Below are 19,789 nucleotides of genomic sequence, written 5' to 3' on the forward strand. Positions count from 1 at the left end.
AAGGAGCTGTCGTGTCCCTTTCCATCGGTATCGTGGGCCTGCCCAACGTGGGCAAGTCGACGCTGTTCACCGCGCTTACCAAAAAGACCGGCCTTGCCGCCAACTACCCGTTCGCCACGATCGACCCCAACGTGGGTATCGTCGATGTGCCCGATAGCCGCCTGCAAAAGCTCGCCGACATTGTCAACCCTGGCCGCATTGTGCCGGCTACGGTCGAGTTTGTCGACATCGCGGGCCTGGTGAAGGGTGCCAACGAGGGCGAGGGCCTGGGCAACCAGTTCTTGGCAAACATTCGCGAGACCGACGCTATCTGCGAGGTCGTGCGCTACTTTAAGGATCCCAACGTCATGCGTGAGGTGGGTCGCACGGGCGAGTTCGTCGATCCCGCCGGCGATGCCGACACCATCATGACCGAGCTTATCCTGGCCGACATGGGCACGCTCGAGAAGCAGCTGCCTAAGCTCGAGAAGGAGGCCAAGCGCGACAAGGAGCTCATGCCCAAGTTTGAGGTAGCCAAGCGCCTGCTCGCCTGGCTCAACGAGGGCAAGCGCGCCGCGTCCATGGAGATGACCGACGAGGAGCGCGCCGCTGCCAAGGGCCTGTTCCTACTCACCATGAAGCCCATCTTGTATGTGGCCAACGTGGACGAGGACATGCTCAACGAGGACCTGGCGCCCATCGATGGCGTCAAGCCGCTGCCGATCTGCGCCAAGATCGAGGCCGAGCTTTCCGAGCTCGATCCCGAGGATGCGGCCGACTACCTGGAGAGCCTGGGCCTGGAGCAGCCCGGCCTGGACGTGCTCGCGCAGGCAGCCTACAAGCTGCTCGGTCTGCAGTCGTTCTTTACGGCCGGCGAGATGGAGGTCAAGGCCTGGACGGTGCGTCAGGGCGCGACCGCCCCGCAGGCCGCCGGTGTCATCCATACCGACTTTGAGCGCGGCTTTATTAAGGCCGAGGTCATTGGCTATGACGACTACATCGAGCTCGGTGGCGAGCAAGGCGCCAAGGCTGCTGGCAAGCTGCGCATCGAGGGCAAAGAGTATGTCATGGCCGATGGCGACGTCGTGCACTTCCGCTTTAACGTGTAAGGACGGCGAGCATGTTTAAATATGGAAAAAAAGCTGGCTACATGGGCATCGCGCTGCTGGTGCTTGCAGTGCTTCCGCTGGTGGTCGCAGCGTTTGTAATCCCCAACATTGGTCCCGAGGTGGCAACAAAGTTTAACGCAGCCGGCGAGGTGACGCGCTGGGGCAAGAGCTACGAGCTGCTGGCGCTGCCGGTACTCAACCTGCTGCTGAGCGTGGCGACGTACTTTACGGCGGGACGCCAGGCAAAGAACAATGAGGACTCCGCCGCCATGGCGCGCATCGTGTGCGAGCGCTACCTGCGAAACGGCTGCATCACGGGCGTATTCCTCAACGTAATTAACGTCTACTTTATGTATTCGGCGATTACCGGCACAGGCTTTGGCCTGGGCTTTTAGCTTGCGCCTTTAGGCAACGAGCCTGCAAGCATATTCGATGGCTGCTGCGAGGCCGCCGCTCGATCGTGGTTGAAAGACCACATCGGCGGCGGCCTCGTTTTCGTATCCGGCACCGCGAAGGCAGAGCGCGATACCGGCTTCCAAGAGAAGGGGCAGGCCACACTGGCTTGTTACGATTACGGCAGCCTGATTGAGTGAGCAGCCGTGCGCTTGGCATTGGATGGCAAGTTCACCTTGCGCCGGGCAAGGGACCAAAACGGCGGCGACGCGACTTGATAGCAATGCAAATGCTGTGCGCTCATCGGGCGAAAGGCATTCTGCTTCAACGACGACGAGCTTGGGCGGTGCGCTGTTTGTGCGAAGCGTGGCTCGGTACATGCGGACCGAAGAACCCGACATAGAAAACTCCTGTATATTGGGCAAAACGTAAACTATAGTTTACGTTTTTGTTTTGCTCCATTTCAAACTCGTCTGCATGAATGAACATGCGAAACAGATTCTTGGCGAGCGAGTCGAGCGGACGCGCAAGGCCCTTGGTATCTCCAAGGTCGATTTTTGCGTGGCGGTTGGAATCAGCCGACCTTATCTCGATCAAATCGAAAGCGGAACGGCAAACAGCACGCTCGAGATTTTATTTAAACTTGCGCCCGCGCTTGGCATGACGGTGTCAGAGCTTCTCGAGGGCATTGAGTAGGCGTTTTTGCTAGATTTGTCGTTTGCTGAACGGGTCCCCCCGACGGCGGCGTGCAAAAACCCGAGTATTCAGCATCCCTCAATAAATTGACAGCAACCGAAGGCGCAAATACGATGCTTGCTGTTTTGGATTATCCACAAAATTCATTATTATGAGGAATAATAGACGCATGGGACGAGCCTATCGAACCGAAAAGCGATTTACAGCTAGCGGTTTTAACGTTTCCGGAAGGGGCGGGTGCTGAAAACTCCGCTTTTTGCACGCTCCGAGAGGTACCACGTGCCCTACAAGGCCCAAAGAGGCGGATTTTGTTTTAGCTACACCATCGGGATGCGGTCATGGTTGACTTGGCTGTAGAACAGGCGCTGAATTTCGGCCGCATCACGTGACTGGCCGAGCGCCCACATGGTCTTGGCCACGAGCGTTTCGGTGGTCATATCGTCGCCGCGCAAAATACCCGGATGGTCGGCGTAGGCACGGCCGACCTCATAAACACCCAGATCGAGGCCCTCTTCGGGGACCTGTGTGGTCATAACGACGGTGCGACCCGAATCGACCCAGCGGAAAATCGCCTCCTGGAATGACTCGCCGGACTCGCCAAACTCGGGAATACCGCCAATGCCAAAGGTCTCCAGAATTACGGCGTCGTAGCTATCGGTCAGGGCGTCCAATATGCCTGGATTCACGCCGGGCGTGAGCTTAAGGACAAACACGCGCGAGTCGATACGGTCGTAGAAACGAACCGGGCTCTCATTCTGGTGGGTGCCGTGGAGCCCGTTGCGCACGATGCGGTCGTTGCGGATGTAGGCAATGGGCGGATAGTTGACGCTAATGAACGCGTTAAAGCTCATGGTGCGCTGCTTGCGGGCGCGCGTGCCGGCGATGGCCACACCGCCAAACACGATTGAGACGTCGTGCGAATGCTCGTCGAGCGCATAGAGCAGGCTCTGGTACAGATTGAGCTTGGCATCGGTAAAGGGGTTGCCCATGGGCTTTTGCGAGCCGGTGAGCACGATGGGCTTGGGGCTGTCCTGAATCAGGTAAGAAAGCGCCGCCGCGGTGTAGCTCATGGTGTCGGTGCCGTGCAGAATTACGAATCCGTCGTGGTCGGCATAGCCCTCGACGATGACGTCGCGGATACGCATCCAGTCACTCGGACGCATATTGGTGCTGTCGATGTTCATGGGCTGCACGACGTCGAGCTCGCAGAGGCCCGAGATCTCGGGGACGCTCTGGGCGAGTTCCTCACCGGTTAGGGCGGGGGAGAGGCCGTTGCCGTCCTCGGTCGATGCGATGGTGCCGCCCGTGGCGATGAGAAGGATGCGCTTCATGTTGGTGTTCCTATCGTATTTGCCGCCCCAGAGGCGGAGTCGTTCGGCAGTATTGTGGCACAGGGTGTCCAATGTTCAAACGTATTACATCATCTGTAACGTTTGGTAACACTTCAATTGCCGTCAAATAGGGGCCCAGGTCGTGCGTTTGCCGTGCGCTGATGGCTGCGAGGGACGAGAAACCCCATATAACGTGTACACTATGAAAGTTATTCTCGTTTATTCGCGCGGGTGGGCATCGGCTCCCCGCCAACAAGAGGGGGAAACCATGGATCAAAAGGCTTCCGCAAAGGTCCTCGTACTCGACTTTGGTGCGCAGTACGGTCAGCTCATTGCCCGTCGCGTCCGCGACCTCAACGTGTATTCCGAGATTGTTCCCTGCGACATCTCGGCCGATGAGATTCGCGAGATGAACGCCTCTGCGCTCATCCTTTCCGGCGGCCCGGCCTCTGTGTACGCCGAGGACGCTCCGTCCATCGATCCTGCCATCTTTGACCTGGGCCTTCCCGTCCTGGGCTTCTGCTACGGCCATCAGATCACGGCCGTGACGCTCGGCGGCAAGGTCGGTCACTCCGAGGTGGGCGAGTACGGCCGCGCCACTATTACGCGCACTGCCGGCGCCAAGCTCTTTAACTCCACGCCCATGCAGCAAACCGTGTGGATGAGCCACCGCGACGCCGTGTCCGAGGTGCCCGAGGGCTTTACCGTTACCGCCAGCACCGACGTGTGCCCGGTTGCCGCCATGGAGTGCCCCGAGCGCAAGATTTTCACCACCCAGTTCCACCCCGAGGTCAAGCACTCCGAGTACGGTCAGCAGCTGCTGAGCAACTTCCTGTTTGAGATCTGCGGTCTGGAGCCCAACTGGAGCATGGACAACCTGGTCGAGACCATGACGGCCGAGTTCCGCGAGAAGGTCGGTAACGACCGCGTGATTTTGGCCCTGTCCGGTGGCGTCGACTCCTCCGTCGTGGCTGCGCTGGGCGCTCGCGCCGTGGGCAAGCAGATGACCTGTGTGTTCATCAACCACGGCCTGCTGCGCAAGGGCGAGCCCGAGCAGGTGGAGGAGGTCTTCACCAAGCAGTTCGATGTCGACTTTATCCACGTTCACGCCGAGGACCGTTATGCCGAGCTTCTGGCCGGCGTGACCGAGCCCGAGGAGAAGCGCCGCATCATCGGCACTCAGTTCTGGAAAGAGTTCTTCGCCGTGGCGCAGCAGCTCGAGACCGATGGCAAGCCGGTCAAGTACCTGGCTCAGGGCACCATCTACCCCGACATCATCGAGTCCGGCGCTCGCAAGACGGGCGGCAAGACGGCCACCATCAAGAGCCATCACAACCTGATCCCGTTCCCCGAGGGCGTACACTTCGACCTCATTGAGCCGCTTGATCACTTCTTTAAGGACGAGGTCCGCGCGCTTGGTCTGGCACTGGGCCTGCCGGGTCATATCGTGTTCCGTCAGCCTTTCCCGGGCCCGGGTCTGGCCATCCGCATCATCGGTGCGGTCGACAAGGAGAAGCTCGAGATCCTCAAAAACGCCGACGCTATCGTGCGCGAGGAGCTGGATGCCTACAACCAGCGCCTGTTTGAGCAGACCGGCGAGCGCAACTCCGAGCACAGCTGCTGGCAGTATTTCGCGGTCCTGCCCGACATCAAGTCCGTTGGCGTTATGGGCGACGAGCGCACCTATCAGCGCCCGATCATCCTGCGTGCCGTCGAATCCAGTGATGCCATGACCGCCGACTGGGCCAAGCTGCCCTACGATGTGCTGGCCCGCATTTCCGGCCGCATCGTTGCCGAGGTTCCCGGCGCCAACCGCGTGTGCTATGACATCACGTCCAAGCCGCCCGCGACCATTGAGTGGGAATAGACGAAAGGCAATTTCGAGGCGTCGATTTCCTGTCCGCTGAGTACCGCAGAGTGTCGCAGCGTACGGGAGAAATGCAAAGCCCCCAGCAACTTGGGGGAATAAATTGAACGAGATACCCCCGATTCCAAGTGGAAATCGGGGGTGTTTTTTATCCTTTTGACCTGCTGTTTTATGCAGATTTACTCCCAATTGACGTACAGGGCGGACGCGGCGGTACCCCACGGACGAGGAGTAAAAGGTTTGTTGGGGGAGTAAATTGTCCCAGTTGCCTGTCCCAGCTGATCAAAATGCGCCCCAAAACTCAACTGAAACTCAATAGGGAGAAACATGGTGGCTTTTCAGCAAAACCGCAGGTCAACAATGGGGAGTAAAAATTTACTCCCCCAAGCGATTTCAACGGCTTCAGCACGCTTCGAATGGTGGATTTCGGGCATAAGAAAAGCAGGTGTTTCACTCCCAATTGCGGGGGTAAAGCCACCTGCTCACGCTTCAGTAAATTTTTACTCCTAGAACTTGGCCTTCCAGTCGGCGTATTCCTCCGGTGTGATCTCTCCGGATTCCAGCTCGTTTCGCTTCGCGGCCCAGGCCTTGAGCATCTGAGTCGTCTTGGGTGCCTTCTCGGCAGACGCATCGATAGAAAGACCAGAGCCGTCCTCGGCAGGCACGATGCCGAACTCATCCTCCAACTGCAGAAGGAGGCCCAGGAGGTCTCGGGCGTTCTCCACGCCGAAGTCCTTCAGGGCAAGCGGAGAGATGTCGAGGGCTTCGGCGATGGCTTCGATCTGAGGTTGCTTGGGAGTCCTGAAATCCGTCTCGTAGTGACGGATCGCACCCTCCGAGACGCCGATCTTCTCTCCCAGCTCCCCCTGGTAGAGCCCGCGCAGCTTGCGGTAGTACCTGATCTTCTCGCCAGTCGTCATCTTCCCTCCTGAAAATCTAAACCTCGTAATTCTAGCACCGTACGCAAACGTACGCAATTTCTTGACAGTACGAAACCGTACGATTATGATTCTCTCATATATAACGTACGTAATCGTACGATGTTAGGAGGACAAATGAATCAGGAAGAGGGCAAGCCAACCATGCTCAACGCAGAGCAGGTCGCGCAGAGGCTGAACATGTCGAAAGGGTTCGCCTACAAGATCATCCAGGAGATGAACGAGGAGCAGATCAAGAAGGGTCGCTCGGTGGTCAAGGGCCGCGTCCGCTCCGACCACTTCGAGGCAAGGTTCTTTGCCGGTGATGAAGATGCCCGTATATAGAAGCGAGAACGGGACGTTCTACTCCCAGTGCTTCTACCGAGATGGCAGGGGCGCGAAGCGCCATAAGGTCAAGAGGGGCTTTGCCACCGAGCTCGAGGCGCTCATGTGGGAGAAGGACTTCCTAGCGGTTCACAACGGCACCATGGACATGCTCTTCGCGGACTTCGTCGACGTGTACGCCACCGAGATCAAGCCTCGAATCAGGGAGCACACCTGGCTGACCAAGGAGTACATGATCAAGGACAAGATCATCCCCTTCTTCGGGAAGATGAGGATGTCCGAGATCAAGCCCATCGACGTCGTCCGCTGGCAGAACCATCTTATCGACCACAAGGATGCCAACGGGAAGCCGTACTCGGCCACGTACCTCAGGACCATCAACAACCAGCTAAATGCCATCTTCAACCATGCCGAGCGCTACTACGACCTGACGGGCAACCCGTGCAGGAAGGTAACGAAGATGGGCTCGAAGAAAGGCGGAGAGATGAACTTCTGGACGAAGCAGGAGTATCTGAGGTTCTCGGAGGCCATCATGGACAAGCCTCTATCCTTTTACGCCTTCGAGATCCTCTACTGGACAGGTATCCGCTGCGGAGAGCTGCTCGCCCTCACCCCGTCTGACTTCATCTTCGAGACCTCGGAGCTGAGCATCACGAAGTCGTATCAGCGTTTGAAGGGAATCGACACCATCACCGACCCGAAGACCCCGAACTCTGTGCGAAGGATCGCCATGCCCAAGTTCCTCGCCGAGGAGATGAAGGAGTACCTGGAAGAATTCAGGGACGACCTCGGTCCCCACGACCGCATCTTCGACGTGACGAAATATTACCTGACGCACGAGATGGAGCGCGGATGCAAGGAGTCCGGCGTCAAGAGGATCAGGGTCCACGACCTTAGGCACAGCCATGTTTCCCTGCTCATCGAGATGGGCTTCTCCGCGTTGGCGATCGCCGATCGCGTCGGTCACGAGAGCACCGATATCACCTACCGATACGCCCACCTCTTCCCGAACAAGCAGTCCGAGATAGCCAATGCCCTTGATTGCTCCAAGGAGGGCTAGCCATGCCCTGCCCCAACTCCGCACGCAAGAGGTCGAAGACCATCGCCTTCAGGGTGAGCCCAGAGGAATACGAGCGGATCACCAATCTGGCCAAGCTAAGCGGGATGGACAAGCAAGATTTCATCATGGCCAAGCTGATGGACCACGAGATAGTCGTAAAGCCCTCTACGAGGGTCTACAAGGCCCTGAAGGGCACGATGGCGGAAATCTATATGCAACTACTCAGAATCCGCGCAGGAGGCGAAATCAGCGCTTCTATGGAGACTACCTTGCAGGTTCTGTCCACCATCTTCTCCGGATTCGAACCGCCAGAAGAACCCGCTGAGATTGACGTCGAGAACCAAAGCGTATGGGATTTGAAAAGAGAGTGAGGGTGTCCGTTCATGGCGTTGTGTTAGACCGCTTTGGATAAGTGTCCTATGCACAGTACACGCAGCAGGACCCCCAATTGCGACAATTCCATCATCAGGAAAGATGGAGGTTGCAATGGAAGACGTGCTCACCCAGCTGACGAGGCAGTTCCTCCCGCAGATGACGGCTGCCGAGAAGAGCAGGGCCCTGAGATCGCTCAAGGCGCTGATAGACGCGGAGCTTTTCGACCTCGCGGCAAGCGAGGGGGCGGAAGACGATCCCGACAGAGCCTGCCCCTGGTGCGGCTCCCCGCATTACGTGAAGAGGGGGCGAGACGGGCGCGGCCGTCAGCGGTTCCTCTGCCGAGGGTGCGCCAGGACCTTCACCGACGCCACCATGCGCATCTTCTCCACCACCAAGCTCGACAGGTCGGCCTGGATGAGGTTCGCGGAGTGCCACGTGGACATGCTCCCGCTGCGCGAGTCGGCGGAAAAGTGCGGCGTGTGCCTCAAGACGGCGTTCTTCATGCGCCACAGGCTGCTCGAGGCCATGGCCAAGCGCATGCCCGCCTTCCGCGTGGAGGCCGGCGGCGGGGCCGAGCTCGACGAGTGCTTCTTCAGGGAGAGCTTCAAGGGAAACCGCTCCAGGTCGGAGTCCGGCGTGCCCAGGAAGCCCCGCGCAAGGTCGCAGGGAACCGACGGGCACGAGAAGATATGCGTGCTCACCGGCATCAACGACGCCGGCGACATCTTCTACGAGATCGCGGGGAGGGGCGGCCTCGACGAGGCGGCAGCCAGGGAGCTGCTCGCCGACAAGCTCGCGGTCGGCGCGATAATCTCGACGGACCGTGCGCACGTGTACCGCCGCGTCCTGCCCGCCCTCGGCGTCGGCGAGCACATCGCCAGCAAGAGGGAGGAGCACGCCATCAACAGGGTGAACAGCCTCCACTCCCAGATGAGGCACTTCATCGGCAGGTTCCGGGGCGTCTCCACGAGACGCCTCGAGAACTACCTCGCCTGGTTCAAGTGGACGTGGTGCTTCAAGGTCCGCAGGAGCGCGGACGAGCTCGCCGAGCTCATAGTGAGGCAGGCGGCCCGCGGCACGTACGAGAAGACCTGGCGCCAGTACAAGGTGACCCCCTATCCGTTCTACGAGTACTGGATCAAGCAGGCGAAATGGGACTCGCGTGCGCGGAGGGCCATATACGGCGTGGCGTGATGTCCAGGGCGGTCTGGCGCAGCGCATCTGCGGCAAGCGCTGAAGTCGTGACCCGATGCAAAAAGCAACAGCTAGCGATATTCTTCGGGAACGTCGAAACCGTACTCACGGCATAGGAGCATGACATCGTGGACGTCGTGCTCGTCATGCTGATAGCCCAAGTGAAACAACAGCTGGCTTTCGGGGTCGATGCACGACACCTCCACCTCGCCGATGCGCCCCCTCCCCGAAAAGACCTCCCCGGGAAAACGATCTCCCTGATACAGAATATCGCCATTCTCGGCGAAATCGAAGCAATGCAGGTCGACGATGCGCCCCGCCTCGTCTTGCCACACCGTGTGATCTTCGGTGGTGAAAGATGCAGCCACCTCGGAAAACCCCTCATCAGCAATTAGATCCACGAACCTTTGGTAATCCCCGCGCTGAACGAACAGGTCGATGTCGTTATGAGCCCTGGTCTCACGCCCGACAAGCGCATCGACGCCCCAGCCGCCATCAAGATATACGCCAATGCCCGCACCTGCGGAAAGGCCGATTATCCAACACGCATCATCCTTGGTGACCATAGGAGCTCCTTCGCTTTCGCCTGCTATTTAAGCAAGAAAGATTATAGGAAAAGTCCCAGTATCCAAAGTGGTCTAACCGAAAAACCGTGACCTAAATTTGACCGCATGCCCAAACGTCGATTTTTGAGACTGGGTGTAAATAGGATTCACTAGAACAAACTGCGACAAACTGGGACAAACTGGAGAAAGTTTTCAACTATAGAGTGAAAGTAGCCCGTATAGGCTTTGTGTAATAAGAAAACCCCAGTTTAACTGGGGTTTTCTTATTACGATCGCACCCCCTAGGCTTCTCACGGTCAGGGAGCTGACGGAGGCGCACGTGAAAGAGACCGGCGGAAATCACATCGCACCCAAGGAAACGGAGGCGAGGAGCGCTCTCTCGAGTGCTCCCTGGAACTCGTCAGCTGTCATCTGCGGAACCAAATCCTTGATGTTCCTCACGCGGGCGAAAACAGACCTCATGGCGGTGCCGCAGTACTTCCTCTTGCCGGGGGCAAGCAGGCGATCCATCGCGTCCAGGTCAACATCGAACAACACGCTGCCGTGGAACACGACCAGGTCGCCAGCGTCTTGCCATGCGCATCCGCATACCTTGCGACCGGCGACGTAGACGTCGTTGCGGTCGTTTCGGACGGCCGGCACGCCCAGGGCCATCAGGGCCCGCTCGGGAACCTCCATGGCGCGCGGAAGGAAATCACGCGGCACCGCCATCGAGAATGCCACGCACCCCTCGTCGCGGTAGACCGCCCCGCCGCCGCTTTGCCTCCGGACGATGTCGACACCCAGCTCCTTGGCAAGTGCGGCGTCGACTTCCGCTTCAATGTCTTGGTTGAAGCCCACTGAGACGCAGGGGGCGTCCCGGTGGGTGAAAAGGAAGGGCGTGCCCGTGCGAAGAAGCTCCTGCTCGAAGGCGAGGTTCTCGTAAGCGGTGCGGTAGGGGCTCTTCACGACGTTCAGCATCAGCCCACCGTCGCCAGGAGCTGGCCCTCGGACACCATGCCGCCCTTGCAGGCAATGCCAATCTTTCCAGCGCACGGTGCCACGACCTCCATCGTGCCCTTGCCCTGCTCGAGGGAAGCAACTACTTGCCCGGCCTCCACGGTATCGCCGTCTGCGACCTTCCAGAAAAGTATCGCGTTGCCTCGGGTCGATCTGATCTCCATGGTTCCTCCTACCTCAAGTACGCTGCGACTTCCGCCGGCGTGAGCACCATGCCAGCGGACACGACCTTGCCGTCAACGACCAGCGCAGGCAGGCTCATGGCGCCGTAGCCCATGACGCGGTCCATGTCGGTGATGTACTCAAGCTCCGCCTCGAGCCCCAGCTCGGCGATGGCCGCTTGGGCGTTCTCGTTCAGCTCGTGGCAGCAGCCGGTCCCCAGCACCTTCACCTGGCGGGCGCCTCCGCAGCCGCAGGGCTCTGCCTTCATCTGCGGAGCGCCATCATTGCACGCGCAGGGAACGGCGGCCTTCTCTTCCTTCTTCTTTCCGAATCCGAACAATCCCATGACAATTTCTCCTTTCGACGCGCCCGCACCGTGCGGGCTCCTAACCGGTTAGAACAGCGGCTGCAGGAAGTTGAACACGTAGCCGCTTATGCACATGCCGACGATGCACAGCCCCACGAACGTCACCATCAGCTTCGGCTTGATGACGCGGGAGAGCATGGTCAGGCTGGGGATGGACAGCGTGGTGACGCTCATCATGAAGGCCAGCACCGTGCCCAGGCCCGTGCCCTTGTAGTACAGGGCCTCGGCGATGGGGATGGCGCCGAATGTGTCGGCGTAGATAGGCGCGCCGACGAGGGTGGCCAGCACCACGGCGAAGGGGTTGCCGTCGCCCAGGACCAGCTCGATCCACTCGGCGGGGATCCAGTTGTGGATGAAGGCGCCGATTCCCACGCCCAGCAGGATGTACGGGAACACCTTCTTGAACGTGCCCCAGGTCTCCTTGCGGGCATAGGCCAGGCGCTCGGGCACCGTCATGGACAGAAGCTCGACATCGGCCGGCGCGTCGCCGCGGACGAAGTCGGCCAGGTGCTCCTCCATGCCCATGCGCTGGATGATGGTGCCGCCGGCGATGGCGATGAGCAGGCCAACCATCGTGTAGGCAACGGCAACGCCCGGGCCGAAGATGCTCATGATCAGCACCAGGCTGCCCAGGTCCACCATGGGCGAGCTGATGAGGAAGCTGAAGGTGACGCCCAGGGGCAGGCCCGCGCGGGTGAACCCGATGAACAGCGGGATCGAGCTGCAGCTGCAGAACGGCGTCACCGTTCCCAGCAGTGCTCCCACCACATTTCCCCAGATTCCCTTGAAGCGGCCCATGATCTTGCGGCTGCGCTCGGGCGGGAAGTGGCTCTGGATGTAGCTGATGGCGAAGATGAGCACGCACAGCAGGATGACGATCTTCACCGTGTCATAGATGAAGAAGTGGAGCGTGCCGCCCCACTCGCCCGCTGCGTCAATGCCTAGCGCGCCCAGCAAGGCGGCGATCAGTTCGCTCAGCCACTGCATCTTCAGCACCTGGTCCAAGATGAACGTTCCGATGGATTCCATTGGGACTCCTTTCATATTGATGTATCGATATATATCTATGTCATGACGACAATATAGGAGTCACATAGATATATGTCAATATATGAATTTGCGTGATATACTGAAGCTGCCAGACAGACAGGAGGAAACCATGGACAACGAGAGCCTCGCGGCGGCGTTCAAGGCGCTGGGCGACCCCACGCGCCTGCGCATCTACCAGGCCATCAAGGACAAGGACGATATCTGCGCGTGCAAGATTCTTGAGCAGATGGACATCACCCAGCCCACCATTTCCCACCATGTGAAGCAACTCTGCGCCGCCGGGCTGGTCAGCTGCCGCAAGGACGGCCGCTGGATGCACTACTCCGCCAATCGCGAGACGGCAGCCGTCCTTTCCGATTGGATATCCGGTTAGGCCGTGACCCAGCGTGACCCCAAAGAATGAGCAAAATTGTATGGATATCCGTGACTCAAATTTGACCACATGGATTTTCGGCAATTTTTGAGACTGGGTATAAATTGGGCGAACTAGAACAAACTGCGACAAGCCGGAGCAAACTGGAGAGAGTTTTTAACTATAGGTTTGCAATTGTCGCTGGTGGCTTGCATGTGATGCCGCTTCAGATCACCTGAAAAGGGGAGGATTTGGCCGCTCTACCCTGCCCTTTTTGCTACTGGGACAAAAATGAAACTCAACACCCTTGAGTTTCATTTGAGTTTCGATTATCAGAGCAGTTTTGTCTCACTTTTGTGCCGTTGAGTATCGCCGTGTATCGCCACGTTCGTTTTCCGTATAAAATACGAGACGACATGGAAATGCCCACACTTTCGATTCATAGAGTGGGAATAGCGAACATACGTTTGTATTTGTACTATAATGGCAGTTAGCTGGGGTTACAGATATGCTGTAACCCCATCTTGTTTTGAGGCGGATGATGGCAAAGAGCGCTCTTTCCAATGCATTCAAGATGCCAACACCGGTAAAGATAACCGGCCGGACGTCGAGTATCACGAACTCATTTGTGAACGGGATTATCCCTGCAATCATGCCGGGTGACGAGGAAATCGCCCTTGCGCTCGAGGTGCTTGGCATGGACGCCTCGGATGTGCGCTGCGCCTACTGCGGTGACCCCGCGACGGAGTGGGACCATCTCAACGCCATCGTACGGGGCAAGCGCCCAACGGGCTACATCACGGAGATTCACAACCTTGTCCCCGCATGTGGAAAGTGCAATCAGTCTAAGGGGAACAAGCCCTGGAGGAATTGGATGTTCGGGCCGTCGCCGCTGTCGCCCGCGTCGCGGGGCGTGGGAGATGTCGAGGAGAGAGCCGAAAGGATAGCCGAGTATGAGCGGAGATTTCCTCCGATGCAGATTGACTTCGAGTCCATGGCCGATGGGGGTCTCTGGGAAGCGTATTGGGATGCGCATGGGAGGCTAGTCGAGCAGATGAAGCGGTGCGAGGAGCTTGCGGCCGCCGTCCGGGCGGAAATTTCCGCTCAAGTCGAGTTGCTGTCTGACAGGCGGATCGATTCTGGACATTAATCTGGACGGCGATGCAGACATGACCAGAAAAGTGTCCTGAATAGGCCGGGGCCCACCTTCTTCTTACTGAGAAAACAATGCCGCATACGGCGAAATTGCTCAATAGAATCACGGGAGAGCCAAGGCGAGGCACGCATGGGGATACTGGGAGGGGCGAAGGCGCGGCCGCTGGTTCTCCGGCAGGGAGGCGCCGCCGACCGGTTGTTTCGGGCGAGCTTCGCCGGCACCGCTCTGAGCGCCGGCGGCCGAGCCCGAAAGAAGCCGGGAAAGCATCGCGGCCCTTGCGGGGAAAGCGGGGCCCGTGACAGGCTGCGCGCACGAGGAATAACCGGCATCCGCCGGCCCCGGCTCGCCGCTATCGGGTTGTCTCTGGATTTTGCCTGATCGGATAGGCGCCCGGCCGAGGGGAAGTCGGGCCCTGCTCTGACCGCTCGGGCTTACTCTTACCCGGGTTAGCCGCTTCATGTGGCGGCATGTCATGCGTCTGAGCTGCTGTTTTCATGCAGCGGGTAGCCGGGTTGCTGCTGGGCTACTCGGAACTACTCGGACTTACTCTTTCCCGCCCGGCCCCGCAGGCCCTGGAATCTCGCCGGGCCCTGCAGGCGCCCGATTTCTCGGAAATCAGAACGGCGATTCATAGAGGAATTTAGGAGATAGCCTCGGCTCCCGAGCGCATGACTTCGCTCAGCATCTTGATCCCCTCGCTTAGCTCCACCTGCTTCTTAAAGTAGTCGGCATGCTCGAGGAAGCGCTCGCGCAGAGCGTGAAGGCCGGCCGCCTTCTCCGACCTCGCGTCCGCATCGTTGACGATTCTGTCGAAGCAGAGCACGAGCGCGGTGAAGTCGTGAACGACGGGGGAGCGCCTCGTGAGGGCGACGAGCTCCCGGTCGATTCCGAGCCCCTCCCTCGCTGCCGTTGCGATGGCGCCGACGGGCTTCTGGAGGCGCTGCCCGATCGTGTTCATGACGTTGCCGCGCAGGCGTTCCAGCATCGAATGGGCTTTGAGCGAGAACCGGCCGAGCCGCCTCGCGGCATCGCTTGCAGCGCGCTTGACATCACGCGGAACGGGTCCATAATGAGCCTTGAAAATCTCAGCGGATTTTTCTGGATGCCGTCACCTTTTCGCCGCTCGCCTGCCCCTGGCAGACGGGCGGCCTTTCTATATAGACAGCACCAGCGGGAGAAAGGACATGACATCATGGCGAACGACCTTATCGACCTCATCAAGACGCGCCGCAGCGTGCGCGCCTACAAGGCAGATCCCGTGCCCGCCGACCTGCTCGACGCCGTGCTCGAGGCGGGCACCTTCGCGCCCACCGGCGGCGGCCACCAGTCTCCGGTGATCGTGGCGGTGACCAACCCCGAGACCCGCGAGCGCCTGCGTCGGCTCAACGCCGCCGTCATGGGCAGGGACGCCGACCCGTACTACGGCGCCCCGGTCATCGTGGTCGTGCTCGCCGACGGCGGGCGCGGCACCTTCGTTGAGGACGGCTCCTGCGTGCTGGAGAACCTCATGCTCGCGGCGCACGCCCTGGGGCTCTCCAGCTGCTGGATCCACCGCGAGCGCGAGATCTTCGACAGCGCGGAGGGCAAGGCGCTCCTCGGGGAGTGGGGCCTGCCCGAGACGCTGCGCGGCGTGGGCGCCATCGCCCTGGGATACGCCGCGGGGCCCGAGGGCGCGGCCGCCCCGCGCAAGGACGGCTATGTTGTGCGCATCTAGCAGGATCTGGTCTTGCCAGAGGCGTCCGTCCTCCTCGGCGGGAATGCAAGCCGCTCGGAAGCTGTCGAGCGAACATCGGCGTTGAGTTCATATTGAGCTCAACTCGAGTGCTCGAAAATTGCCAGATTCCGGCGAATAGGGGGACACCGATACACCACGTGGACGAGAGGCCATGGGAATACACGATTTGATTACTGAGCAGAAGTAAGTGGGTTATAAACAATCCACTGCAAAAACCTCCCTCACCGATGGCTGTGGGGGCGCAAGGCTGCCGAAGTGAGGTGCATTTGGACTGACGGTAGCGGCGTGCGCTTCTGTGGTCGCGGGAACCGCCATGGAAAAGGTTAAGCCAATGACCGAAGGTGGCGCGATGAGCGCCAAGGGCGATCTGTGATGGATGCTTGCGCCGGCCTCGTTGGGAAATCCGGCTTCGCCATGCGACAGTTTGAACACATGAGGCGAGTGATCGCTCGTCGCAAGGCCGACCGATAGGAACCGATCGAACTGTCTGCCGTTCTAGACTTCTTCGTCGGCGCATCCAATGTGCGTCCGTATATAATTACTCAAGATAATTACTATAGATAATTATTTTTTGAGACGGAAGGAACAGAAATGAACGGGCGCTCATTCAAGATGCTGATGGATACGCTGCGGCGCGCGCGTCGCATCGACGGCATGATGCCGCAGCTGCCGCCTGACCTCACCAACGGGAGGACGCGCGTGCTCGACACGCTCTATGAGCTGGGCGGCTACGCCAAGGAAGATGCATCGAGGCGCCGCGCCGTGCGCGTGAGCGACATCGCGGACGATATGGGCGCCACGCGTCCCGGCGTGACGCGCATGGTGTGCGACCTCGAGCGGGATGGTTACCTGCACAAGTCTGCCAGCCCCACGGACGGCCGCGAGGTGTTGGTTGAGCTGACCGAACACGGTCTCGCTACGCATCGCGTTTGGTACGAGGAGGTCTACGAGTACACCGCCCTGCTTCTTGGCGAGGCGGGCGTGACCGAACATGACATCGAGGTGACGGTTCGGACTGTCAAGCGGCTGCTTGAGGTTGTAGGGGAGGCCGACCTCACACGCTGGCAGAACGAGCGCTTGGGCCGTAAGGCCGCGGCGTGCGGAAGTGCGGAGGAGTAGGAGTGGATGATAGCCGGAAGCTGCCGCGGCGCGTCGTCGCGTCCGTGATTGCGGCGGGCATCATGTCTTTTTCGGGCGTGGTGGTCGAGAGCTCTATGAACGTGACCTTTCCGTCTCTCATGCGGGAGTTCGGCATCGATACCGCGACGGTTCAGTGGATTACCACGGGCTATCTGCTCGTGCTGTCGGTCATCATCCCCATGTCTTCGTATCTGCGTCGGCGCTTTACCATGCGCGCGCTATTCGTGGCGGGAGCCTCCTGCTTTCTGGCGGGAACGCTGACGGCGGCGCTGGCTCCCGTCTTTCCGGTGCTGCTCGCCGGACGCTTGGTGCAGGGCGTGGGCACGGGCGTAGCGCTGCCCCTCATGTTCAACATCATCTTGGAGCAGGTGCCGCGCAAGAACATGGGGCTTATGATCGGTATCGCCAACTTCATCACCTCGACGGCGCCCGCCATCGGCCCGTCGCTCGGCGGCTTTCTCGTGAGCGTCCTAAGCTGGCGCGCGGTGTTCTGGGTGCTCGTGCCGCTGGTGGCTGCGTCGTTTGCCCTGGGCGCCGCCTGCATTCGGCAGTCGACGACGTCGGGGCGCCCGTCGCTCGACGTCTGCGGCCTCATCATGCTCGCTGTCGGGTTTGCCAGCTTCATCTTTGCCGCGAACAGCGCCTCGTCAGCCGGATGGGCGAGCCCGTCTGTGCTCGGCCTGTTCGTCGTGGCAGCTGCCGCGATCGCGCTGTTCTGCCGGCACTCCCTTGCCACGCCGGGTGCCCTGCTCAATGTGCGCGTGCTGCGCGACCCGGTGTTTGCCCTTTCGGTCGCGGGTATCCTCCTCGTGCAGTTCTGCACACTGGGGCTTGCGTTCCTCATCCCCAACTACGCGCAGCTGTCGCTTGGCATCGATGCGTTTACCGCGGGCTGCCTGCTGGTGCCCGGATGCATCGCGGGCGCCCTTCAGGCGCCGCTTTCGGGCATCGTCTACGATCGCTTTGGCGCAGGGCTTTCGATTATCGGCGGGTGCGTGGTCACGCTCGCGTCCACAATCCTGTTCTTCGCGTTCGCGCCCACGCTTACCGGGCCGCTCATCGTTCTCTTCTTCGTGCTCTACTCGTTGGGAAAGGGGGCGAACCTGCCGGGTAACATGACAAACGGCCTGGCGCACCTGCCCATCGAGCATAACCCGGATGGAAACGCGATCGTCAACACGGTGCAGCAGCTGGCGGGCGCGATCGGCACGGTGTTCGTCTCCACGATCGTCGCCAGCGCGCAGGCGATTGATCCTGCGCACATGGCCAACGCGACGGCCGCGGGCACCCAGCAGGCGTTTCTGCTGGTGGTCGTCTTTGCGGCGGCGGAAGCCGTCTGTGCGGCACTAATCTTCGGCGCTTTCAAGAATCGTACGCGTTCCGTGCGATAGGCCGGCTTGCCGCCGGACCCTGGGCCCTCCAAAGCGCCGAGAAGAGCGCGGCGGGCGGGAGCGCGCCCGCCGTCGTCATGCGCGCCCCTCGACCCGGCTACCCTGCGAAGAGGCTGCCCTGAGACACCCCATAGATCACAACCAGGGCGAAGAGCGCCAGGACGACACCCCCGACAACGAGGAAAGCCCGCCAGGCCCGAAGCACCGCCTCCTTGCCCCGCTTCACGTCCGCGTAGATTGAGGAGATCTGCTTGTCGGACTCGTTGAGGGCGCGCACATCGCCCACGTCGATTCCCCGCACGAGCTCGTCCAGGCCGATCCCGTAGTAGTCCGATAGCAGGACGAGCCGCTGGAAGTCGGGGTACGACTGCCCGAGCTCCCATTTCGACACTGTCTGCCTCGAGACGCCGAGTTCGTACCCTAGCTGCTCCTGCGAGAGGCCCCGTTTCCTCCTGAGGTCGATGAGTCGGTCGTTGAAGTTCATGGCCGTTCCTTTCGGTCGGTTTTCGCGGTCCGCGCCGCTTGGGCGCGAGACCATGGAACTGCGTGAGCGGCGCAGGAGCAACCAACAACGGTTGGCAATTCGTCAATCTAGCGCGGCATCGGGCCCGGTTACAGCTCTGTAGTCGCCGCGCTCGAACACGCCACGTTCGGCACCGAGCATTGCATCCTTCCGCTCGCGGCCTAAGGCGTCCTCATGCAGGTTGTCTCCCGCCATGCCGTTCCTTCCCATGGCTGCTGGCTGTAAGTTAACACTTGGCCAATCGACCGTTTTTTAGAAGATGGTCAAAGAGTCTTTTCCGAGGGTTCCTTCAGCTGCTCGTCTGGGTGGGAGCCGAGGGGCGTTGGGTCTATGCTGCCATCGTTTTGCGGACACTGGCTCGAAGGATGATGACAACGTGAAGAGATAAGGGCTTTTGCTGCCTGGTTGCGTCGCGCCCGGCCCGTGTCCCTGCCTACCGCTTCCGATCGACCTTGCGCGGCAGGAGGATGGAGGCCGCTGCGCCGAGGGCGGAGACGGCGATCGCGGTCCCCATCGCCCCGGGTGCGCCCGGGCCGCTCGCGGCGCACATCGTCCCGACCACTGCCGAGGAGACGGTGCCGCCGAAGCCCCGGAAGAACATCGCGAGCGAGGTTGGATTGGCTACACTAGATTGGACAATCTGAAGAGGGGCGCGAGGGACGGGGGGGACATGAGGGACCCGAAGCACCCGAGGCACTTCACCGACGAGTTCAAGAGGCAGATCGTCGGGCTGCACGACGCCGGCAAGCCCAGGCGCGAGATCATGGAGGAGTACGATCTCGGCAAGAGCACGCTCGAGCGCTGGATCAAGTCGATAAACGCCACCGGCTCGCCGCGGGCCGCGGGCAACAGGACGCCCGAGCAGGACAGGGTCATCGAGCTGGAGCGCGAGGACAAGAGGCTCCGTATGGAGGTCGACGTCCTAAAACAAGCGGCGCTGATATTCGCACGAAAGTGACGGTGATAGCGGCTAACGCCGACCGCTACCCGGTATCAGCGCAGTGCGAGATCCTCGGCGTGCCGCGCTCCACCTACTACCAGCTGCGCTCCCACCCGGAGACGCCGCCCGCGCCGGACCCCAT

23 protein-coding genes and 1 pseudogene are annotated in these 19,789 nt (G+C 60.3%); 14 read left to right on the forward strand and 10 right to left on the reverse strand.

Annotated features, from left to right (window positions below):
• The first annotated feature begins 11 nt into the window (after positions 1-11).
• Positions 12-1,088: a redox-regulated ATPase YchF gene (ychF, locus tag ACQRCA_RS05830; protein WP_089572784.1), complete on the forward strand. Its 1,077-nt coding sequence runs from the start codon at positions 12-14 to the stop codon at positions 1,086-1,088.
• Positions 1,089-1,099: 11 nt separating this feature from the next.
• A complete protein-coding gene (locus ACQRCA_RS05835) occupies positions 1,100-1,483 on the forward strand; it encodes a DUF1648 domain-containing protein (protein ID WP_427719441.1) in 384 nt (127 codons plus the stop codon).
• A gap of 9 nt (positions 1,484-1,492) precedes the next feature.
• Here ACQRCA_RS05835 and ACQRCA_RS05840 read toward each other — a convergent pair whose 3' ends face one another.
• Positions 1,493-1,882 (reverse strand): hypothetical protein, encoded by a 390-nt coding sequence (locus tag ACQRCA_RS05840; RefSeq protein ID WP_427719443.1) that lies wholly within the window; start codon positions 1,880-1,882, stop codon positions 1,493-1,495.
• 76 nt (positions 1,883-1,958) lie between these two features.
• Here ACQRCA_RS05840 and ACQRCA_RS05845 point away from each other — a divergent pair, with 76 nt between their 5' ends.
• Complete coding sequence (locus ACQRCA_RS05845; RefSeq protein ID WP_427719445.1) at positions 1,959-2,177, forward strand: helix-turn-helix domain-containing protein; 219 nt, start codon at positions 1,959-1,961, stop codon at positions 2,175-2,177.
• Positions 2,178-2,494: 317 nt separating this feature from the next.
• On the opposite strand, the gene ACQRCA_RS05850 is transcribed toward ACQRCA_RS05845, so the two are convergent.
• Entirely contained in the window at positions 2,495-3,508 is a 1,014-nt protein-coding gene (locus ACQRCA_RS05850) for an asparaginase (protein ID WP_427719446.1), read from the reverse strand.
• Between the two features lie 268 nt (positions 3,509-3,776).
• Here ACQRCA_RS05850 and guaA point away from each other — a divergent pair, with 268 nt between their 5' ends.
• Positions 3,777-5,375 (forward strand): glutamine-hydrolyzing GMP synthase, encoded by a 1,599-nt coding sequence (guaA, locus tag ACQRCA_RS05855; RefSeq protein ID WP_427719448.1) that lies wholly within the window; start codon positions 3,777-3,779, stop codon positions 5,373-5,375.
• A gap of 506 nt (positions 5,376-5,881) precedes the next feature.
• Here the strand turns inward: guaA and ACQRCA_RS05860 are convergent.
• On the reverse strand, positions 5,882-6,295 hold the full coding sequence (locus ACQRCA_RS05860; RefSeq protein WP_427719450.1) for a helix-turn-helix domain-containing protein: 414 nt from the start codon (positions 6,293-6,295) through the stop codon (positions 5,882-5,884).
• Positions 6,296-6,430: 135 nt separating this feature from the next.
• Here ACQRCA_RS05860 and ACQRCA_RS05865 point away from each other — a divergent pair, with 135 nt between their 5' ends.
• The 4 genes from ACQRCA_RS05865 (at position 6,431) to ACQRCA_RS05880 (ending at position 9,266) form a co-directional block, all read left to right on the forward strand.
• Positions 6,431-6,637 (forward strand): hypothetical protein, encoded by a 207-nt coding sequence (locus ACQRCA_RS05865; RefSeq protein WP_161145553.1) that lies wholly within the window; start codon positions 6,431-6,433, stop codon positions 6,635-6,637.
• Positions 6,618-7,697, forward strand: a complete 1,080-nt coding sequence (locus ACQRCA_RS05870) for a tyrosine-type recombinase/integrase (protein ID WP_427719452.1) — start codon at positions 6,618-6,620, stop codon at positions 7,695-7,697. The genes ACQRCA_RS05865 and ACQRCA_RS05870 overlap by 20 nt, the downstream gene beginning before the upstream one ends.
• A gap of 2 nt (positions 7,698-7,699) precedes the next feature.
• Complete coding sequence (locus tag ACQRCA_RS05875; RefSeq protein ID WP_427719454.1) at positions 7,700-8,068, forward strand: plasmid mobilization protein; 369 nt, start codon at positions 7,700-7,702, stop codon at positions 8,066-8,068.
• Between the two features lie 115 nt (positions 8,069-8,183).
• Positions 8,184-9,266 carry an IS1595 family transposase gene (locus ACQRCA_RS05880; RefSeq protein ID WP_052241584.1) on the forward strand — a complete coding sequence of 361 codons (1,083 nt, stop codon included), beginning with the start codon at positions 8,184-8,186 and terminating at the stop codon, positions 9,264-9,266.
• 71 nt (positions 9,267-9,337) lie between these two features.
• On the opposite strand, the gene ACQRCA_RS05885 is transcribed toward ACQRCA_RS05880, so the two are convergent.
• From ACQRCA_RS05885 to ACQRCA_RS05905, 5 genes are all read right to left on the reverse strand, one after another.
• Positions 9,338-9,832 (reverse strand): nucleotidyltransferase domain-containing protein, encoded by a 495-nt coding sequence (locus tag ACQRCA_RS05885; RefSeq protein ID WP_039689008.1) that lies wholly within the window; start codon positions 9,830-9,832, stop codon positions 9,338-9,340.
• Between the two features lie 339 nt (positions 9,833-10,171).
• Positions 10,172-10,792: a lipoate--protein ligase family protein gene (locus ACQRCA_RS05890; protein WP_108726747.1), complete on the reverse strand. Its 621-nt coding sequence runs from the start codon at positions 10,790-10,792 to the stop codon at positions 10,172-10,174.
• Positions 10,792-10,995: an acetyl-CoA carboxylase biotin carboxyl carrier protein subunit gene (locus ACQRCA_RS05895; RefSeq protein WP_108726748.1), complete on the reverse strand. Its 204-nt coding sequence runs from the start codon at positions 10,993-10,995 to the stop codon at positions 10,792-10,794. Before ACQRCA_RS05895 ends, ACQRCA_RS05890 begins: the two co-directional genes overlap by 1 nt.
• A gap of 8 nt (positions 10,996-11,003) precedes the next feature.
• A complete protein-coding gene (locus tag ACQRCA_RS05900) occupies positions 11,004-11,339 on the reverse strand; it encodes a thioredoxin family protein (RefSeq protein WP_427719458.1) in 336 nt (111 codons plus the stop codon).
• Positions 11,340-11,387: 48 nt separating this feature from the next.
• Positions 11,388-12,389, reverse strand: a complete 1,002-nt coding sequence (locus tag ACQRCA_RS05905) for a permease (protein ID WP_427719459.1) — start codon at positions 12,387-12,389, stop codon at positions 11,388-11,390.
• A 130-nt stretch (positions 12,390-12,519) separates the two neighbouring features.
• On the opposite strand from ACQRCA_RS05905, the gene ACQRCA_RS05910 reads away from it, so the two are divergent.
• Complete coding sequence (locus ACQRCA_RS05910; RefSeq protein WP_427719461.1) at positions 12,520-12,783, forward strand: ArsR/SmtB family transcription factor; 264 nt, start codon at positions 12,520-12,522, stop codon at positions 12,781-12,783.
• Between the two features lie 520 nt (positions 12,784-13,303).
• Positions 13,304-13,912: an HNH endonuclease gene (locus tag ACQRCA_RS05915; RefSeq protein ID WP_427719462.1), complete on the forward strand. Its 609-nt coding sequence runs from the start codon at positions 13,304-13,306 to the stop codon at positions 13,910-13,912.
• A gap of 646 nt (positions 13,913-14,558) precedes the next feature.
• Here the strand turns inward: ACQRCA_RS05915 and ACQRCA_RS05920 are convergent.
• Positions 14,559-14,903 carry a hypothetical protein gene (locus ACQRCA_RS05920; protein WP_427719464.1) on the reverse strand — a complete coding sequence of 115 codons (345 nt, stop codon included), beginning with the start codon at positions 14,901-14,903 and terminating at the stop codon, positions 14,559-14,561.
• Between the two features lie 207 nt (positions 14,904-15,110).
• Between ACQRCA_RS05920 and ACQRCA_RS05925 the strand changes: the two genes are divergently transcribed.
• The 3 genes from ACQRCA_RS05925 to ACQRCA_RS05935 all read left to right on the forward strand — a co-directional run bounded on the left by ACQRCA_RS05925 (position 15,111) and on the right by ACQRCA_RS05935 (position 18,184).
• Positions 15,111-15,632 carry a nitroreductase family protein gene (locus ACQRCA_RS05925; RefSeq protein WP_427719465.1) on the forward strand — a complete coding sequence of 174 codons (522 nt, stop codon included), beginning with the start codon at positions 15,111-15,113 and terminating at the stop codon, positions 15,630-15,632.
• 612 nt (positions 15,633-16,244) lie between these two features.
• Positions 16,245-16,772 carry a MarR family winged helix-turn-helix transcriptional regulator gene (locus tag ACQRCA_RS05930; RefSeq protein ID WP_022349112.1) on the forward strand — a complete coding sequence of 176 codons (528 nt, stop codon included), beginning with the start codon at positions 16,245-16,247 and terminating at the stop codon, positions 16,770-16,772.
• Between the two features lie 2 nt (positions 16,773-16,774).
• Positions 16,775-18,184 (forward strand): MFS transporter, encoded by a 1,410-nt coding sequence (locus ACQRCA_RS05935; protein WP_075575913.1) that lies wholly within the window; start codon positions 16,775-16,777, stop codon positions 18,182-18,184.
• A 97-nt stretch (positions 18,185-18,281) separates the two neighbouring features.
• Here the strand turns inward: ACQRCA_RS05935 and ACQRCA_RS05940 are convergent, their stop codons facing one another.
• A complete protein-coding gene (locus ACQRCA_RS05940; RefSeq protein ID WP_022349110.1) occupies positions 18,282-18,668 on the reverse strand; it encodes a helix-turn-helix domain-containing protein in 387 nt (128 codons plus the stop codon).
• Between the two features lie 709 nt (positions 18,669-19,377).
• Between ACQRCA_RS05940 and ACQRCA_RS05945 the strand changes: the two are divergent.
• Positions 19,378-19,789, forward strand: a pseudogene (locus ACQRCA_RS05945) (helix-turn-helix domain-containing protein); the annotation flags it as partial.

This window comes from Collinsella sp. SGI.095 (assembly GCF_050314535.1).
In the GTDB taxonomy this organism is placed as follows: Bacteria; Actinomycetota; Coriobacteriia; order Coriobacteriales; family Coriobacteriaceae; genus Collinsella.

What these genes read in the sequence shown, in the direction of transcription:
- ACQRCA_RS05835 (WP_427719441.1), top strand. Translation starts at nt 1,100, where the DNA reads ATGTTTAAATATGGAAAAAAAGCTGGCTACATGGGCATCGCGCTGCTG.
- ACQRCA_RS05840 (WP_427719443.1), bottom strand. Translation starts at nt 1,882, where the DNA reads ATGTCGGGTTCTTCGGTCCGCATGTACCGAGCCACGCTTCGCACAAAC.
- ACQRCA_RS05845 (WP_427719445.1), top strand. Translation starts at nt 1,959, where the DNA reads ATGAATGAACATGCGAAACAGATTCTTGGCGAGCGAGTCGAGCGGACG.
- ACQRCA_RS05850 (WP_427719446.1), bottom strand. Translation starts at nt 3,508, where the DNA reads ATGAAGCGCATCCTTCTCATCGCCACGGGCGGCACCATCGCATCGACC.
- guaA (WP_427719448.1), top strand. Translation starts at nt 3,777, where the DNA reads ATGGATCAAAAGGCTTCCGCAAAGGTCCTCGTACTCGACTTTGGTGCG.
- ACQRCA_RS05860 (WP_427719450.1), bottom strand. Translation starts at nt 6,295, where the DNA reads ATGACGACTGGCGAGAAGATCAGGTACTACCGCAAGCTGCGCGGGCTC.
- ACQRCA_RS05865 (WP_161145553.1), top strand. Translation starts at nt 6,431, where the DNA reads ATGAATCAGGAAGAGGGCAAGCCAACCATGCTCAACGCAGAGCAGGTC.
- ACQRCA_RS05870 (WP_427719452.1), top strand. Translation starts at nt 6,618, where the DNA reads ATGAAGATGCCCGTATATAGAAGCGAGAACGGGACGTTCTACTCCCAG.
- ACQRCA_RS05875 (WP_427719454.1), top strand. Translation starts at nt 7,700, where the DNA reads ATGCCCTGCCCCAACTCCGCACGCAAGAGGTCGAAGACCATCGCCTTC.
- ACQRCA_RS05880 (WP_052241584.1), top strand. Translation starts at nt 8,184, where the DNA reads ATGGAAGACGTGCTCACCCAGCTGACGAGGCAGTTCCTCCCGCAGATG.
- ACQRCA_RS05885 (WP_039689008.1), bottom strand. Translation starts at nt 9,832, where the DNA reads ATGGTCACCAAGGATGATGCGTGTTGGATAATCGGCCTTTCCGCAGGT.
- ACQRCA_RS05890 (WP_108726747.1), bottom strand. Translation starts at nt 10,792, where the DNA reads ATGCTGAACGTCGTGAAGAGCCCCTACCGCACCGCTTACGAGAACCTC.
- ACQRCA_RS05895 (WP_108726748.1), bottom strand. Translation starts at nt 10,995, where the DNA reads ATGGAGATCAGATCGACCCGAGGCAACGCGATACTTTTCTGGAAGGTC.
- ACQRCA_RS05900 (WP_427719458.1), bottom strand. Translation starts at nt 11,339, where the DNA reads ATGGGATTGTTCGGATTCGGAAAGAAGAAGGAAGAGAAGGCCGCCGTT.
- ACQRCA_RS05905 (WP_427719459.1), bottom strand. Translation starts at nt 12,389, where the DNA reads ATGGAATCCATCGGAACGTTCATCTTGGACCAGGTGCTGAAGATGCAG.
- ACQRCA_RS05910 (WP_427719461.1), top strand. Translation starts at nt 12,520, where the DNA reads ATGGACAACGAGAGCCTCGCGGCGGCGTTCAAGGCGCTGGGCGACCCC.
- ACQRCA_RS05915 (WP_427719462.1), top strand. Translation starts at nt 13,304, where the DNA reads ATGGCAAAGAGCGCTCTTTCCAATGCATTCAAGATGCCAACACCGGTA.
- ACQRCA_RS05920 (WP_427719464.1), bottom strand. Translation starts at nt 14,903, where the DNA reads ATGCTGGAACGCCTGCGCGGCAACGTCATGAACACGATCGGGCAGCGC.
- ACQRCA_RS05925 (WP_427719465.1), top strand. Translation starts at nt 15,111, where the DNA reads ATGGCGAACGACCTTATCGACCTCATCAAGACGCGCCGCAGCGTGCGC.
- ACQRCA_RS05930 (WP_022349112.1), top strand. Translation starts at nt 16,245, where the DNA reads ATGAACGGGCGCTCATTCAAGATGCTGATGGATACGCTGCGGCGCGCG.
- ACQRCA_RS05940 (WP_022349110.1), bottom strand. Translation starts at nt 18,668, where the DNA reads ATGAACTTCAACGACCGACTCATCGACCTCAGGAGGAAACGGGGCCTC.